This is a genomic window from Paenibacillus koleovorans NBRC 103111 (assembly GCF_004000845.1).
GTDB lineage: Bacteria > Bacillota > Bacilli > Paenibacillales > NBRC-103111 > Paenibacillus_AA > Paenibacillus_AA koleovorans.
In genome coordinates this window covers 86,525-103,426 of the sequence record NZ_BIMA01000003.1, presented here as the reverse complement: position 1 = coordinate 103,426, position 16,902 = coordinate 86,525, and the positions used below count along the sequence as shown (strand labels likewise).

Below are 16,902 nucleotides of genomic sequence, written 5' to 3'. Positions count from 1 at the left end.
CCCTGCCTGCTGTAGCGCTACTACTGGATGACAGGTGTGTATACTTAAAATGTGGTGGTGAGCTTGGGCTGTGCTGGGCGGTTTCCTTTGCCGGAGGCGGTAGTGTGTGAGCTGCTTGACGAGTAAGAGGGAGTGAGGCGAGCAAAGCAAAGATAAGCGAAGGACCGTCCGATTGGGCGGTTTTTCGCATTTTCAGAGTTAGCCAGCGCCTCGATTTGACGGATTATTGGACGAATTGCCTCGAAAGTGTACTTCCGGCAGGTAGACATCTCGAATTAATGAACGAAATGGCGGCATAGCGGGTCTTACAGGCCCCATAAGGGTTGCTATAGTAGACGGTGTAAGCAGATTTTGGCAAGGAAGGAGCGGATCGGACATAGGAACATGATCTGATTCTGTAGGCGAATTCATCTTGGTCAGGCCTCCAGGTGCATTTCCAATCTAATGAATGAGGTGACACTGATGGATCAAGGAAAAGGAAACCTGTCAGCAAAGTTTTTCCGGATGACTTTCGTAAGCGCTTTCGCTCTGCTCCTGATGCTCATTGCCGCACAATCCGCATTCGCCATCCCGGTCATTCCCGGCGCCACGGGCTTCGGCATGGACACCCCGGCCGGCCGCGGCGGCACGGTATACAAAGTCAACAGCTTGGCGAACACGAATACGCCGGGCACGCTCCGACACGCGCTCGCACAAACCGGGCCAAGAACGATTGTGTTCGAGGTATCGGGCACGATTGTCGTGGACGGCTACCTCGATATTCGAGATCCGTACGTCACGATTGCCGGCCAAACCGCTCCGTCTCCGGGCATTTTCCTGCGCGGCGCGGTCATCCGCATCCTCACGCACGACGTGCTTATCCAGCATATCCGCTCGGCTCCGGGGGATTCGACAACCGGCGTGCTGCCGCAGAATCGCGATGCTGTCTCCATCAACGGCTTGAATGGGCGCGTCGAGAATGTCGTCATCGACCACTGCACATTCACTTGGTCGGTGGATGAAATCTTCGAGACCTACAACGCTTACGGCAACATCACGTTCCGCAATGTCATTGCTTCAGAGCCGCTGCATGATTCGATTCATGTCGACGAAGGGGATACGGCGCCGACGCCGCACGGCTTTGGTCCGCTCTATGACAACCAGCAAAATTCCAACTTGCTGTTCTATGGCAGTCTTGTCAGCCATGCCGAAGGCCGGATGCCTTATTCGGAGTCGGACGGCTACGTCCAAGTGAACAATGTTTTCTACGATCGTGTCAACACGTTCAACCGATTCAATGCGCATCGGGGAGTGCCGACGCAGAACGCCATTGTGGGCAACGTCTTCTCGAACGGCCCGTCGCTTGCGACTTGGGCGGTAGGCAAGAAGCCGATCGACATCATCAATACGTTCGCATCCGGCGGCAAGCTGTACCTCTCGGACAATATCGTCGAGAACCACTCGTTCCCCGTCAGCTCGCAATGGGACTTGGTCAGCAACAGCACCTCATTCACCCAGTCCCAGCTGCAAGCTTCCTCCGCAACCGTCTGGCCGACCGGGTTGACGGCGATGCCATCCAGCCAAGTGAAGGCCTACGTAGCGGCTAATGCGGGAGCCAGACCGGCTGACCGCCTGCCTTATGAGACTCGAATCATCAACCAGATGCTGAACGGAACAGGGACGATTATCGATTCCATCGCTGAAGCCGGCGGCTGGCCGGTTGTAGCCAACAACACCCGCACGCTGACCGTGCCGAGCAGCACGGCGGATGATGACGGCGACGGCTATACGAACCTGGAAGAGTGGCTCGACTTGATGGCCGCAGAAGTGGAAGGCCGTACTATCGTAGCGCCTCCGGGGGCAGGTCCGATTGCAGGGCTGACGATCAACGATTCGGCCAACAGCGCGGACTGGTCCATCCAAGCTAACCTGCAGAACGGTAATGTCTCCTACGGCGACCGAACAACGGTATTTTCGTCCATCGCTCCCAGTGTAGCCGGCAAATACTGGATCCGTCCTGCGCAGGATTCCAAGGCTTACACGGGTACCACGCTCGTCTCCTTCACGGTGAGCAGTGCTTCGGATGTTTATGTCGCCCATAACGACGCCATCACCACGAAGCCTTCCTGGTTGTCGACATGGACGGATACGGGGGCGGACATTGCCGGCAACGGCGTGACGTACAGCTTGTACAAGAAAACGTTCACCGCCGGCTCGACGGTATCGCTCGGCAACAACGGGCACACCTCTTACGCGCAATATATCGTCATCGTCGCTCCGGTCTCGAAGGTCAGCGGGCTGACTGTGAACGACTCGGCCAACGCCGCCGACTGGTCATCGCAATACAATCTGCAAGTGGGCAGCTTGTCCTACGGCGACCGGGCCGTGACGTTCTCCGCAGTGGCGTCCGGCGTAGCGGGCAGCGAATGGATTCGCCCGGCGATGGACTCCAAGGCGTACACGGGCACAACACTAGTCTCGTTCCAAGTGACGAGCAATGCCGATGTGTATGTGGCGCATAACGACGCCATCACCACGAAGCCTTCCTGGCTGTCGACCTGGACGGATACGGGCACGGACATCGCGGGCAACGGCGTAACCTACAGCCTGTACCGCAAATCGTTCACCTCGGGCTCGACGGTGTCGCTCGGCAACAACGGCCACACTTCGTACGGCCAGTACATTGTGATCGTGAAGTAGTCAGTCTGTATCTCAAGCAGGGGACGGCCGGGAGGTCGTCCCTTTTGACATAGCGGACCTAGCCAAGCTAGGCACAAATAGCCGGTGCAAGTCCGGTTGAGGCAATAGCGCGATTGAGGCAAGAGTCAAGTCGCCTCGTAGCGAGCAGGAAACTGGTGCGGGAAAGGCGCGGAGGCGGTCGTATTACTGAGAAGCGGGGACAACCAAACCTGCGTTTATGGGAAAAAATTACCACTAAATACTTGGATACGATCTGGATATGATGGTTGCGGAAACCGGAACACTGGCGCGCTATACCGACGCCATCGTCGGCCTGTGCAAACCCAAAGAACAAGCCCTGGGGGCGCTCGTCGTCCGGAAATGAACAAGTCGAAGTCCAAGCTTGTCAACCTGAGGGGAGATGAGCAGGGCTTCGACTTTCTGGGAAGGCCCCAAGCAAGCCTCAACAGGCAGCCGTAGCGGCTCAACTTGCGGGGCTCAAGAAATTCGCGGTTAAGGAAAGGACCGTAACGCCGAGGGAAGAAGAACATCGGAATGCCGTATGAGGGAAAACCTCACGTACGGTTCGATGAAGGGGAAGCTGGAATAGTAAAGGAGGGCTTGCGCCTTCCAATGAAACGCAGAAAATAGTCGCCGAGCTCCAAGTAACCTTGCTCCGTATGCTCCGTAGTCCGAAAAAATCGGTCTACAGATCGTTTCCCCGTCCAGAAAAGCTCTGCAGTCCGAACTTGCCGAATTGGAGCGGCGTTTTCGGAGGGGGTGTGCGCAAATGGCTCTGCAAGTGGATGTAATCGGACTACGGCGTCTATCAGGACCCGCTCACGCTATGCAGTCCGAAAAAGTCGGACTACGGATACCGATGCAGGAAGGCGGCACCATGGATGCTGAAATGAGGCGAATGTTCAGAGAAAAGCGTTGCCGGGCGGAGAGTCGAGCGGTAGTCCGATTTATTCGGACTGGGGAGCAAGGGTACAGGCGCCACGCCTCTCGAGAATGCTCTTCGCCTCGTGGGATAGCTGGTTGCGGGATACGGAACACCAACGCCAGAGGACCATCAGGCTGATTGCCGGATGGTTGGCTTACTTCATCTGTACACGGCTTGTGCCATCACTGATAACATAGATTTCGACTGGGAGAATGTAGGAATGTAGTGTTAGACTAAAAGAGTATATTGGCTTTTTTCCGAGAACCGTTATGGCGGGAGTGAATGACATGTATCATTTTGTGCCTATGACCGAATCGGTCGCAAAAACAATATCCTCATGGACCTATCCGCCGCCATATGACTTGTATACGATGGATGGAAGCGAGGAATGCATCCAAGAATTCATGAATGGTGAATATTTTTATGTCGAAGATGAAGGGTTCCAACTAGTAGGCTTTGTTTGCAGCGGCTGTTCTGCTCGAGTACCGGGAGGCTATGAAATTGGAGTTTATGACAACGAGGACTTGCTCGACATAGGACTGGGATTGCGACCCGATCTAACCGGCCAAGGACTCGGAGGTGGTTTTCTAATGCAAGCCGTTTCTTTTTTAGGCAGCTATTTTGGTAAGTCGAATTTCCGGTTAGTCGTTGCAGCGTCTAACGAAAGAGCAATCAAAGCATATGGCAAGGCTGGGTTCGTCCCGGGTGAGGGTTTCTATAGCAGCGTATCGGATGTGCAGATTCCATTTGTAGTGATGCGATTGTATTTGCTTCGGACTGAGAACCTATGTACTCAGACTGAGAACTAAATTTCCTTCTTTTGCGTGAGGGAGGTTAATCTGAGTACCTAAGTACTCTAATCGGGAAGCTAGGTTCGCGAATTGGATACTTTGGTACTCAGATTGGCCGAAATGGAGCTTGTATGCGAAATTTGGTACTCCAATAGCGAAGTTTGGTATCCAGCACCCCGCCCCTGCGCCTACCCTACGCCTACCCTGCTCCTACCCTGCGCCTAACGTCTTCCCCCGCGCCCGTCCCACACGCAACGCCTCGCACTCCTCCCCCCGCCCCGCACCTACACCAAGCCCCCCCAACAAGTGGAGCCCAATTGATTCATAAAATGACATGCTTCTGCAATCTCAACCATACTTCAACTAGGAAGAGGTGATGTACTATATAGAAATGTAAGCGATTCCAAGTGGATGAAAAGAGGAGGCCGTATAGTGAGAACTGGTTACATGCGTAAGGCGCTCAGCGTGATTCTTGCCCTGGCGCTAGTCCTGTCGTTCGTCATCCCGGTGTCGGCGCATTCCGACATTACGGGCGAAGATGGGGCGACCCGGCACATTCAGCAAGTGGTGATGAACACGTCGAATTCTTCTGCAACATTCGGCAGCACGGCTCTGCTGGTAGACGGACGCGTCTACATGCTGGGCGGCAATGGCAACGGTCAGCTGGGAGACGGGACGATCGGCGGTACGGCGACGGTCTTCACCCCGGTGTTGAAAAGCGCGGGAACGCCGCTCACCGGCATCACGCGTATTTACCAGAACAGCGGCACGATGTACGCCTGGAGCCAAGCCGAAGGCAAGCTGTACGGCTGGGGGCGCGCTTACGGCGGCAAATTGGGGGTGCTCGGCGGAACGGGGACAACCCCGGCAGACCAGCCCTATGCAACCGAGCTGAAGTTTGCCGGCAACCAGACGCTGGCCGATCTCGGCATCGCCTTCGACGGCTCGCAGGAGCGGACGCTCGGCGGCATAGCCGGCGCCGACGGCGCCAAGCCGAGCACGATTCTGGCCGTTGCCACCGACGGCAAGGTGTATTCGTGGGGCTCCAGCGGCACGAATAATCTGGCGACGTATGACTACCGTCTTGGTCGCACGATCACGGTTGGCGACTCGGTTTACACGATGAACGGAACGCTCAGCAGCGTACTGCCGGGTCAAGTGGTGTTCAACCCGAGCGATCCGGACGAACGCGCCATAGCGGTTGCCGGGACGGACGATGTGCCGAGTGTGAACTATATCCTCTCCGAGGCAGGGGACCTGTATGCGTTCGGCAAAGGGATCTCCACCTCGGCCTCGGCCATCTTCGTCAAAGTCGAGCATCCGGACAAAGCGGCGGGACGAGCCTTCGTGCAAATGAGCGTCTCCTCCGGCGGGATTGTGATCCTGCTTGACGATCAAGGCGCGATCTATACGGTGTTCAACTCCGGCGCCGCCAACAACGTGTACGACGCCAACGCGCGCACCGCAGCACGGCCAACGGCTGTGTACGGCAACGGGACGACCGGCGGCATTGGCGGCAACGCGGCTGCGGGGATTACGTTCCGCGACGTGTATGCGCTCGGTCCGACGATGAACCATGTGCTGTTCGGCGTTGCCACCGACGGCAATGTGTATGAGTGGGGGGCGTCCACAGGCGGTGCGGTTCACGGCGTACGCTTCGGCGATGGGACGGCGGCCAGCAAAACCGTGTCCACGGCGGTCCGCAACGAGTACCTCAAGGACGCCGAGTCGATGAGCATGTTCCGGACGACGGGGGCCGCAGTGAAGGGCAATGTCGTCTATACGTGGGGGTATAATGCCGGCGTCGATCTGCTGGCCAACGGCTCGGGGCTTGGGCAAACCGTTTCCCAAGGCACACCGAAGCCGATCAACGAAGCGGCGCTCGTGAATGTGCCGGCGCTGGCTGCGCATGCGAACGACGATACGGCGCTTGCCGTAACGTTCTCGCCAGCGCATCAGGCGACTGGCGTATCTCTCACCGCCAGCCCCAGCATCGCGTTCAACAAGATCTTAACCCTGACCGGAGGCAGCTCCATAGCCGATACCGTCAAGGTATACAGCGGCACATCTGCTGCCGGCACTGCTCTCGCGTCGAGCGCCTACACGGTCTCGAATGTCGGGAAGACGCTCATCGTCACATTCGCGGGTCCGCTGGATGAAACGGCCGACTACTACGTGGAGCTGCAGGGCGGTACGCTTCAGGATTTCCAAGGAGCCGCCATCTCCACACAAGGTGCAACGTTCCGGACGGTCGGGCAAATCTCAGCCGACCCTCAACCGGCTAACAACGCAACCGGGGTTTCGACGAAGATCAAACCGACGATCACGTTCTCAAAAGCGGTCACGAACTTAAGCAGCCTGAACGCAGCGGTCGAGCTGCGACAAGGCAGCGTCTCGGGTACGCTGGTCTCCACTACGGCAATGTTCGAGAACCAGAACACCGTAGTGCGTCTCACACCGGCGTCCGAGCTTAGCTACAGCACGGACTACTACCTCATCGTGAAGGCGGGCGCCTTCGAAGATCAAGATCATGGCCAGTACCCGCCGTCGGATACGGCTTACAAGTTCGCGACCGGCTCCGCTCCAGCATCCCCGTCCACGGTCATCCGGCAAGCCGTGACGTTCAGCGGCTCGGATGCGGACGGCAATGCTACCGCTCTGCTGACCACCGACGGCAAAGTGTATGTGAACGGCAACAACGTGAACGGCATATACGCCAGCGGCTCTCCAGCTATGCCTAGCGGCGGGTTGACCGGGATTTTCCGTGCGGCTCAAACAAGCGCAGGCGTCGAGCTGAGCGGAATCGACCGCATCTACACATCGCAGGGCAACCTGCTGTACGCTTGGGACGAGGACACCGATCAGCTGTATGCCTGGGGCAAAAACGGCTTCGAGCGTTCCGGCATTCCGAACTCCAGCGCATCGGTGCAATGGGCGACCGCCTCTACGTTCCACGGGACCCCGATTGCATTCGCCGGCGAGAAGCGTTCGCTTACGGGCAGTGTCGGCAGCACGTATGTGATCGACGAGAACGGAGCAGTATGGTCCTGGGGGCAAGCATCGGCGGCCAACACGGGCAGCGAGTCGAACGGCTGGAACAATGACTTCCGGCTAGGCCGCATTCTGTCTGGAATCCCGACCTCGGCTGGCATATTGCGCCCCGTGTGGGAAGCGCAGGTTGCGAACGGCATCAAGTACAGCGAAGCGGGCAAAGCCTGGTATTCGGCGAAGCCGGAGCAGATCCTGTTCAGCACCGATCCGGCTGAGAAAGCAATCGAAATCGTCGGGGCCGGCACGACTTCCGCAATCATTTTGACCGACCTCGGGAATTTGTACGCTTTCGGCGGCACGGGGGCAGGGCAATTCTCCTCCGATTCGGGCAATCGCTTCGCGAAGGTCGTTCACCCGGTGACGGGGCGGAAATTCGTCGAGATCAGCGCATCCGTGGCCGGCACAGCGATCATGCTGGACGATATCGGCCAAGTGTACTCACTGTTCGCAGGCACCTTCTCTAACAACAAGGCGAACCTGGCTCCGCAGAAAACAGCGGCGATCTATGATGCGACGAACGGCATTCCGAATGCGGAGACTATCATTTTCGACGGCATTCTAGCCTTTGGGGCCGGCACTAACGTTACTTATATGGTCCAAGCCTCGGACGGCAAGGTGTACGTATGGGGCAGCAACCAGAGCGCCAAGCTGGGTCTCGGCATCGGGGACATCAGCAACAGCTCCGTCGTTCCTTTTGCCACAGAGAATACGGCCCTGAACGGGGTGGAAGGCTTCTTCGGGTTCAACGATACGGTGATCGCCTGGAAAAGCGACGTGCTGTACACATGGGGCTCCAATCCCTATAACACGCTGGCCAACGGGACAAACATAGCGGACTACAACTTGTCGCCGCTGCCGATTACGAAGCCGTATTTGGTGAATATCCCGGGCTTGCAAGCCGCTGCTCCGGATGGGGATCCTCCGGCTGCACCGGATACACCGCTCGAGGGGACGAACGCCAACTTTGTGTACAAACCGGCTATATCGCAAGAGGTGAACGGCAATATTTTGGTGGAAGACTTCTACGGCTGGGGCGGCCAGTACAATCATCAGCTGTTCTCCGACCTGAACCGGGCCGTCTACAACGCCACCGACGCCAACCTTGAGAACTTGAAGGACAAGCTGATCAATTTGAATCCGAAATATACGCGCATTTTCTATGACCCGGATCCGCAGCGGGCGATTCCGTACATCAACACGGCGGCCGGCGGCAACACGGGCTACACGGGGATCTACGGGGATTTGAACTATGAGTCGCTGGAGCAAACGCTGCAGCTCGCGATGGACACCGGTTCCGCTGTGAACCTCACATACTGGCACCCGGCGGTGGAGATAGGTGGGCAGGTCGTGGCGAGCGGCGATCTCAATTGGGACATCAGCACCGGGATGGCGCGTTGGGCGCAGCATCTGAAGACGCTGATCGTGACCAAAGGGTACAGCAATATCAAATCGCTGACGATCTACAACGAGCCGAACGACGATACGCCGATCGATATGAACAAGTACGTGCAGGTGTATCGCGCGCTTGATACGGCTTTGAAGAACGAGGGCATTCGCAATCTGGTGGATATCGTGGGCGGCGACTTGCTGACCGGCAGCCAGATGGCATGGTTCAAGCTGATGGGCGAAAATCTGAACGACGTGGTCGACGTGTACTCGATCCATCGCTACTGGTTCGACGGCTCGACGCGCTACAATATGCTGCTTACGGTGCAGGCGATTATCAACGCTTTGCCGGAAAATCAGCGCAAGCCGGTTCAGATTACCGAATTCGGCCCGAACAAAGGCTACATGAATCCGAATTACAGCGGAAACCAGGCCAATTTGATCAAATACGCGTACGAAACGTCGGGCTTCAACATTATGTCGGCTGCGCTTGGGTTCGACGGCACCAGCAAGTGGGACGTGTATCATGCCAAGTATGACGGGGACATTCAGGACCACAGCATGATTCGAGACGCGCGAGACGGGTATGAGCTTCGTCCGGAGTACTGGTCTTTCTTGCTGCAATCGCTGACGACGGAAACCGGCTGGAGTACGGCGAAAGTTCGCGGCGGTATGGGAGACGGCGGGGTGTCGGGTAAAATCGTTGCGGCACTGGAAAGTGCGGACGGGACGGAGCAAAGCTTGTTCCTGCTCAATCAGTCGCTGACGGCGGCTACGAGCATTAGCGTCGAAGGGCTGGATACGTCCAAAACCTATTATGTGTACATGTGGAACGAGAACGGCGACGGTAAGATTACGGCGAAAGGCGTTCTATCCTCAAGCGGGGCTGCGTCAACGCAATCGTCCAATACGGCTGGAGGCGTGTACAGGGTTACGGGAATTCCGGGGAATTCATGGGCCGTCTTGACGACTCGCCAGCTGGACCCGGCCAGATGGTCGGACGTATGGACATATGATGCAACGCCGGATGTGTTCATCGCGCCGGGGAGCAATGCGACTGCAGTGCCGGTAGATGCTCAAGTGGAGATCGGCTTCAACGTCGAGTTCCTGAACCGCGAGGGCATCGGCGACATCAACAAGATCGACCCGACGAGCACGCCGCAGCTGCTGAGCGGTTCGAATTTCGCGGGGATCGTGAAGGTGTACGAAGGCACGGATGCTACAGGCGTGCAGTTGGCGGAAGGTACGGACTTTGTGGTCCAGTTCAAGACCGGTGTAGGCTACACGTACAAGGAGAAGCGGATGGTAGTGAGCTTCCCAGGCGGACTGGAGCCTGGCACCGACTACTACGTGGAGGTTCAGCCGAATGTGCTGCGGCATGTGAGGCCGAATCCGACATCCGTTCCTTATTCGTACGTGAACACCGTGCCGGTGGGGGTCACGTTTGAGACGGAGGCGGTGCCTGTCACCCTGTTGGGCTTGGGCGGGCTTGTGCAAGGGTATATCGCTTCCGGCGAGCTGTCCGGCCCGTTGGTGCCCCAGGTGACCAACGGTCTGGCGCAGGCGCAGCATCAGTACGACAAAGGCTCGCCGGATAAGGCGGCCAAGCATTTGAACGATTTGCTGAAGCATCTGAACAAGTCGAATATGCAACAGCATGTGTCTGCGGCGGCTAAGGCTGCTTTGGTGCAATATGTGGCGGACTTGAAGGAAGCTTGGGGCGTGGAAGAATAACGGATAAAGCGAGAAGACTGCCGGTTGTCGGCAGTCTTTTTCTAGTCGACATCATTTCGCCTCTACCCGCGCTTCCTAACCGGCACCCAAACCTCCACCTGCGCGTCGGTCGGATTGCCGTTCAGCAGCACCTCGGCCACCGGCCCGCCGGCATAGGCCCATTCATCCGACTCGCGCAGCATCTCGCCGAACGCTTGATCCTCCAGCTTATCGAACGCCAATCGCGACAATCCGCCGGCTCCCTCCAGCACCAAGTAATCTCCGCCCGGAAACAGCAGCTCGTCCGCTCCGAGACCTTCCTCCGCCTGCCGGTTGGTGACAACGCCTGCATAGTAGGAAACGGTGTTTCCCTCCACAGCGATCGCGCCATACCCATAAGGACTTTCCGCCAGCGGCCGAAGGAGCGCCATTTGCCCGTCTTGGATCACGGTTTTGAAAAAGGCTGTTTTTTGCCCCGTGAAGGCTGGCGAATGAATCTCGGTTGATCCCGTTAACATGGTTTTGAAGCCTACTAGACGGAAGCTTTCTTTTTGCTCAACCCGGTACTCGCTCATTGTAGTTCCTCCCATACGTTATGTTGGCTGCCTTACGCATCCAGCTTAGCATGACAACTATGACAGCAGTGTGGCATACTTGAGGCGGGGGGAGAGCATGAAAATCGATCGTTTGCTTGCTATTGTTTTTATTCTGCTGGAGCATGAAGTCATTAGTGCCGGAGCGCTCGCCCGGAAGCTGGAGGTTAGCCGGCGGACGGTGTACCGGGATATCGAGGCGTTGACGATGGCCGGGCTGCCGGTGTTCACGACGCAGGGGGCAACGGGCGGAGTAGGGCTGATGAGCGCCTTCAAGATGGACAAGAAGCTGTTCACGCCGAAGGATGTGCAAGCTCTTGCCACAAGCCTGGAAAGCTACAAGCAGCTATTCGGACACAAGGACATTCTGCATGCGCTGGAGAAGCTGAATAGCCTCCGATCGGAATCTGGAGCTGGAGTGGGGATTGAGTCGAGAGTGGGGGCCGGCGGTTTTGTGGCAGATTTGGCTTTGAACCGGGGCAACCGAAAGCTGCGCGCGCTGCTCAGCTTACTGGAGACGGCTATGAATGAGCGTCGTTACTTGGAGTTTGGCTACATGGACAAGGACGGGAAGGCAACCTCCAGGAGAGTGGAGCCTTATCGTGTCGTGTTTAAGGAAAGCAAGTGGTATGTCCAAGCCTATTGCGTCGATCGGGAGGCGTACCGGATTTTCAAGCTGTCTCGGATGAGCGGACTTTGCGTGATGGCGGAGACGTTCGCGGCGCGTCCGTTTACCCCGATGGCCATGGATGGGACGGACTGGATGAGCGGGAATCGGGTGACGGTGACCCTGCGGCTGGCACTGTCGGTCAAGGATCAAGTGATCGAGCGGTTCGGAGAGGACCACATTTTGCGCGTGGAGGAAGATCATTGCCTGGCGCTCTATGAGATCGTGAACGATGCCTCCGGGTACGATGTGCTGCTGCGGTTCGGGGACAAATGCGAGGTGCTGGAGCCGACGGAGGTACGGGAAGCATTTGGGGCTTATGTGAGGAAAATCGCAGCTCGGTACGAGGAAATGAGGGAATGAAACAAGAAGACAAGTAGGGGAAGAGGAATGATATCACAGGCTCAGATTAAGCGGGAGTTGAAAGGCTGTTCGAAGGAAAAGCTTCTGGAGCTGCTGCTCGGCATGGTTCAAGCGAGTGGATGTAGACCGGAGTAAAACGGATGCGGATGCGGTTCTAGCGTGAAGTGGAGGGGGTGGGGGTGACGAAGGGAAATGTGGAATTGAAACGGATTTTATACGCGGCTGGATTGGCATTCTCTTTGTTCAGCAGCCTGCTCTTACTAGCAACGGTTGCCTTCCAGTGGAGTTTGATCGAGCTGTTCACACCGTTCCTTTGGCCATTTGTTCATGGCGTAGTGTTTCTCTTGTTTATAATCGTACTGCTAGCCGGGTTGCTCTTATTTCTTTTTACAAGAATAAGGACTCCATTGATCGTTTGTGTGGCTGCTCTGCTTATGTATGCGCTATTTCCCTTCACCACGGTAATACTTTATGTCGATTTCCATAGGAACCTTGCCGATCGGGAGCAAGTCATTCAACAATTGGAGACGAAGCCGATCCTGATCCAGCCTGACACGAGCGGAGTTCAAGCCGTCATTCCATTGCCGCTTGAGTACAAACATGTATCCAGGGGCGGCGGAGATGTTTTGCTGGACAGTCGAAGCGGGAAGGTTTTATTCTTTACGTTTCGCGGTGTGGTTGACAATTTCTCGGGGTTTGTTTACTCCCCAAGCGGACAAGAGCCCCAAGCTGATGATTTCGGCGGCACGTTGCGAGAAATAGAGAGAATGAAGGAGAACTGGTACTGGGTCCGTGCAGATTGAACACCATCGTATTCTGCAGCAACTCTGGCCTCGGCCAAGTAACCTTGGTATCTTAACATTCCCCACCCACGCTACCGTCTGATCTTGTCTGAGTAGCTTTGGTGGTTATGTCATACTAGAGTTTTACGAAAGGGTTGAGCAACGAAGAACATTTGCCGGACAATAGAGCCGCTATTTGTGAACAAACCGGGCTTTTCGGCAGGTTGGCGGACACAGATGCTCTTATTTCGCGCAAAAGGAAGGACAGGGAGACAAAATGACAAGAATAAGGTTATCTGTGTCCGCCAAGAAGGCGGTGGGGGCTGTTTTGGAGAAAATAGTGTCATCTGAGTCCGCTAAGAAATCAGGCAGGATTCCGGAAGTGACATGACGCGGGAAAATAAGGGGATGCCGTATCGTTATTCGGCGGGATGGCAGGCTCGGCGCTCAAATAGCGATACGGCACAGTGTTATTGGCTTCGGTTAGCCGCTCTGCGCAAGGGATTTGGGTGGAATAGCGTTATGGGAGATTCTTATTTTCCGCGAAAAGGGGGATTCCGGGAAAATAAGGGGATGCCATAACGCTATTTGGGTTGCGCCGGCCGGCGTGTCCAAGCGCGCGAGGGCAAATACAGGCACGGTGCGAGTGCAAGTGTCGCCGCCACGCGCCACGCAGCCGCCACGCGGGCGCCGCGAGCGCTCCGCCTACCGCGCCGGAGTTCGCCGATTCCGCGCAAATGCCGGGAAATCGACCGGCTTGCCGCGGGCGGCGACGGATTGCGCGGACAGCGGGAACACCGAGCTCCAGGTGACCGCGTCGTAGACGTCGATCGCCGGCGGACGTCGCTCGAGGATGGCGCCGACGAACTCGTCGATGACGAAGAAGTCGCCGCCGCCGTGGCCTGCCTGCTCGGCCTCCTTCAGCCAGCTTCGCCAGAGCGGATGCTCGTACTCGTCGCGGTAGCCCCAGAGCGACTCCCATGTCGCCCGCGGCTGCCCCGGCAAGTCGATCGAGGAGCCGGGCGAGCGACCCTCGATCCAGACGAGCGGGTCCTCGTCGTGGTGCCGGGACGAGATATAGGCCCCGCCGGTGCCTTGCAGGCCGTAGTGGGTCATCTGGTGCGGGCGGCCGGACACCCAGTCGAGCCGCAGCGAGATGACGACGCCCTTCTTGGTGCGAATCGTCGTAACAGCTGAATCGCCTTGCAGCCAGTAGTCGTCGCGGCTGCCCGGGTGCTGCTCGCCGAACTGCTCGCGGAAGTACTTGGCCATCGATCCGTTCCTGGACGTGTAGGTGCTCATATAATCAAGCTCGTCGGTCCGATTGATGCCGAGCCACTGGGCCAGCGGGCCGAGCGAATGCGTCGGATAGTTCATCGTGTCATGACTTCGCTGCAGGTTGCCCCGCCAAGTAAGCGCCCCGCCAGCATCATGCGTCAGCCGCCGGCAGTCGTGCAGATAGGCGCCTTCGACGAAGGTGATGTCGCCGAACACGCCTTGCTCCACCATATGGCCGATCATCATGTTCGGGCGCATGTAGCAGTAATTCTCGGCCATCATGTAGGTCAGACCGGTCTGCTCGACGGTCTCCACAAGCTCCCAAGCGTCCTCGAGCGTATGGGCGGCGATAACCTCGCTCAGTACATGTTTGCCGGCGCGCAGCGCTCGGACGGCCTGCCCGGCGTGCAGCGTCAGCGGAGTCGCCAGCAGGACGGCGTCGACGTTCGGATTCTCCAGCAGCCGATCGTAATCGGAGTAAGCGGCGATCCCGGGATAAGCGGCCTGCCAGTCGCGCAGCATGCCTTCGTTCAACTCGCAAACCGCCACAAGCTGCACCCGGTCGGCGAGAATGCCAAGCGCATGCTTGAAGGAGGCGCCGCGGCGTCCGCCAACGACGGCGAGACGGACAGGATCTTGCTGAGTGGACATAGTTTCACTCCTTTGTATGATATTCAATAGGTTGAATGGTAATCAAACATGAAAAAGATAGTACAGCATTCACTATACTATCCACCCAACAATAATTCAATATATTGAATTGAATTTATAATAATTTATGATTCTTACCCGATTGATTCAGATGCGCGAGCGCTTCTGAGCGGCTCGCTACATCAAGCTTCCTATATATAGTGCTCAAATAATTTTTGACTGTCCCGATGGAGAGGAACAGCTCCGCCGCGATCGCTTGGTTCGATTTGCCGAGCATGAGCTGGCGGACGATGTTCCTCTCTTGCGCGGACAAGCCGTTCAGCTTGTCGCCCTGCCATTCGCCGGCAGCGGTTGCCGCCGCCTCCGGTTCTGCCGCCGTCCCCGGCAGCGGTGATGCGGCGGAACCGCCGCTCATCTGCATCGCTTGCAGCAGACGCCGCTGCAGGCTTGCCGGGTAGTTGATCCGTCCGCCCAGGCAATCCTGGATCGCGGTCAGCATCGCCCCCGTCTCCACCCCTTTGACGAGAAAGCCGCTTGCTCCGTGAAGCATCGCATCCCACACATAATCCTCATCCTCGAACGTTGTCAGGATCAGCACCTTGGTGTCCGGCCACTCCGCCTTAATCCGCTTCGTCGCTTCGAGGCCGTTCAGCTTGGGCATATGGATGTCCATCATCACGAGATGGGGACGATGCAGGGCCACAGCCTCGATCGTAGCCAGACCGTCCCCGCTCCGCGCCACGACCTCAAACGCCTCCTCCATGCTCAGAATGGCGGCCAGGCCGTCGCGGATCAACGGCTGATCGTCGGCGATCAGCACTTTCGTTTTAGCCAATTTGCTCCCTCCTCTGGATCGTATTCGACTGTAATGGAATGAGAATTTCCAAGAGCACGCCTCCACCGACGCCACGGGCGGTATTCGGGACAATGTTCAGCTTCCCGCCGACATCCTCGACCCGTTCCCGCATGGCGGTCAGACCGAAGCCCGGTACAATCTCGGTCACGGCCGACCCGTTATCGCTTAGGGCGAACCGAATATGATCGGCGTGCTGGGTCAAGCGCAGCTGGAACTTCGTGCTGGCCCCGTGCCGGATGCCGTTCGTGAGCCCTTCCTGCAACGCCCGGTACAGCGTGAGCTCGACCCGCGGCGACAAGTCGGGCAAGGAGCTGTAAATTTCATAAGCAATGTCCACTTGCGTCTGTTTCTTCGTGTCTTCGATGAGCCGGATGAGCTCGGGGATGAACGGCTGTTGCTCGGGGAGGCTCTCTCTAAGCAAATGGACGGAGCTCCGCACGTCATCCAGCCCGCGCTTAATATTTTCTTTCGTTCGATCGATCATTTCTTGTGCCAAGGCGAGTTGGTTTTTCTCCATGGCATAAGCGGCCGTTTGCAGTCCAGTAAGCGCCGATGTGAGGGTGTGGCCGACGGAGTCGTGAATTTCGCGGGAAATGCGGGTTCGTTCCTGGAGTTGGGTTTTCCGCTCTAATTCTAAGGAAGCGATGCGCAGCTGCTCGTTGTCGAGGGCCAGTTGATTTTTTTGCTGATAGGCGATCTTGGCCATGTAGCTCATCCCGAATATTCCCAAGTATTCAATGAGACGAGGAAGCAAGTGATACACTTCCCGGAAGTCCGGAAAATTCAGGTAGAGCATGAGGCTCGCGTACCAGCTTCCATAGCTGACCAATGTGAATAGGAAGGAAGGCAGCCGCTTGTTATGAAACGTATATTCGGCAATGAGAACGAGCACGAACACTTGCGCGAAGAAGCTCTGGGACCAGACGAACAGCGTGGCGGCTATCGCTAGCTGCATGTACAGATAGAGGTTGCCGGATAATCGGCTTAAGGGGACATGGAACAGCCAATTCCGGGTTAGTGCGACCGCTGCATACAAACCGGACAACGCGACAAGCCCCCAGGAGAAGTAGGGGGTATTGACCAAAGTAAGGATGGCGGTCAATACGACGATCACGTGCAGGAGAAAGAGGATTTTTTTGTTAAGTTGGGGGTCCATACTATAGCCTC

Annotated in this window: 9 protein-coding genes; 5 read left to right on the top strand and 4 right to left on the bottom strand. The window is 57.0% G+C overall.

What is annotated here, in order from left to right:
* Positions 1-444: 444 nt before the first annotated feature.
* The 3 genes from PKO02S_RS02105 (at position 445) to PKO02S_RS02095 (ending at position 10,566) form a co-directional block, all read left to right on the top strand.
* Positions 445-2,679: a hypothetical protein gene (locus tag PKO02S_RS02105; protein ID WP_127579429.1), complete on the top strand. Its 2,235-nt coding sequence runs from the start codon at positions 445-447 to the stop codon at positions 2,677-2,679.
* 1,212 nt (positions 2,680-3,891) lie between these two features.
* Positions 3,892-4,413 (top strand): GNAT family N-acetyltransferase, encoded by a 522-nt coding sequence (locus PKO02S_RS02100; protein WP_127579428.1) that lies wholly within the window; start codon positions 3,892-3,894, stop codon positions 4,411-4,413.
* Positions 4,414-4,827: 414 nt separating this feature from the next.
* Positions 4,828-10,566 carry an Ig-like domain-containing domain gene (locus tag PKO02S_RS02095; RefSeq protein ID WP_164821246.1) on the top strand — a complete coding sequence of 1,913 codons (5,739 nt, stop codon included), beginning with the start codon at positions 4,828-4,830 and terminating at the stop codon, positions 10,564-10,566.
* A gap of 62 nt (positions 10,567-10,628) precedes the next feature.
* On the opposite strand, the gene PKO02S_RS02090 is transcribed toward PKO02S_RS02095, so the two are convergent.
* On the bottom strand, positions 10,629-11,120 hold the full coding sequence (locus PKO02S_RS02090) for a GyrI-like domain-containing protein (protein ID WP_127579426.1): 492 nt from the start codon (positions 11,118-11,120) through the stop codon (positions 10,629-10,631).
* A 97-nt stretch (positions 11,121-11,217) separates the two neighbouring features.
* On the opposite strand from PKO02S_RS02090, the gene PKO02S_RS02085 reads away from it, so the two are divergent.
* A complete protein-coding gene (locus PKO02S_RS02085; RefSeq protein ID WP_127579425.1) occupies positions 11,218-12,168 on the top strand; it encodes a helix-turn-helix transcriptional regulator in 951 nt (316 codons plus the stop codon).
* Between the two features lie 194 nt (positions 12,169-12,362).
* Positions 12,363-12,971 (top strand): hypothetical protein, encoded by a 609-nt coding sequence (locus PKO02S_RS02080; protein WP_127579424.1) that lies wholly within the window; start codon positions 12,363-12,365, stop codon positions 12,969-12,971.
* 684 nt (positions 12,972-13,655) lie between these two features.
* Here PKO02S_RS02080 and PKO02S_RS02075 read toward each other — a convergent pair.
* The 3 genes from PKO02S_RS02075 to PKO02S_RS02065 all read right to left on the bottom strand — a co-directional run bounded on the left by PKO02S_RS02075 (position 13,656) and on the right by PKO02S_RS02065 (position 16,891).
* A complete protein-coding gene (locus tag PKO02S_RS02075; RefSeq protein WP_127579423.1) occupies positions 13,656-14,879 on the bottom strand; it encodes a Gfo/Idh/MocA family protein in 1,224 nt (407 codons plus the stop codon).
* Positions 14,880-14,994: 115 nt separating this feature from the next.
* Complete coding sequence (locus PKO02S_RS02070; RefSeq protein ID WP_164821245.1) at positions 14,995-15,714, bottom strand: response regulator transcription factor; 720 nt, start codon at positions 15,712-15,714, stop codon at positions 14,995-14,997.
* Entirely contained in the window at positions 15,707-16,891 is a 1,185-nt protein-coding gene (locus tag PKO02S_RS02065) for a sensor histidine kinase (protein WP_164821244.1), read from the bottom strand. The genes PKO02S_RS02070 and PKO02S_RS02065 overlap by 8 nt, the downstream gene beginning before the upstream one ends.
* Between the last annotated feature and the right edge of the window lie 11 nt (positions 16,892-16,902).

Excerpts from the sequence above, each read along its gene's own strand:
- PKO02S_RS02065 (WP_164821244.1), bottom strand. The coding sequence starts at position 16,891 with ATGGACCCCCAACTTAACAAAAAAATCCTCTTTCTCCTGCACGTGATC.
- PKO02S_RS02075 (WP_127579423.1), bottom strand. The coding sequence starts at position 14,879 with ATGTCCACTCAGCAAGATCCTGTCCGTCTCGCCGTCGTTGGCGGACGC.
- PKO02S_RS02100 (WP_127579428.1), top strand. The coding sequence starts at position 3,892 with ATGTATCATTTTGTGCCTATGACCGAATCGGTCGCAAAAACAATATCC.
- PKO02S_RS02085 (WP_127579425.1), top strand. The coding sequence starts at position 11,218 with ATGAAAATCGATCGTTTGCTTGCTATTGTTTTTATTCTGCTGGAGCAT.
- PKO02S_RS02105 (WP_127579429.1), top strand. The coding sequence starts at position 445 with ATGAATGAGGTGACACTGATGGATCAAGGAAAAGGAAACCTGTCAGCA.
- PKO02S_RS02090 (WP_127579426.1), bottom strand. The coding sequence starts at position 11,120 with ATGAGCGAGTACCGGGTTGAGCAAAAAGAAAGCTTCCGTCTAGTAGGC.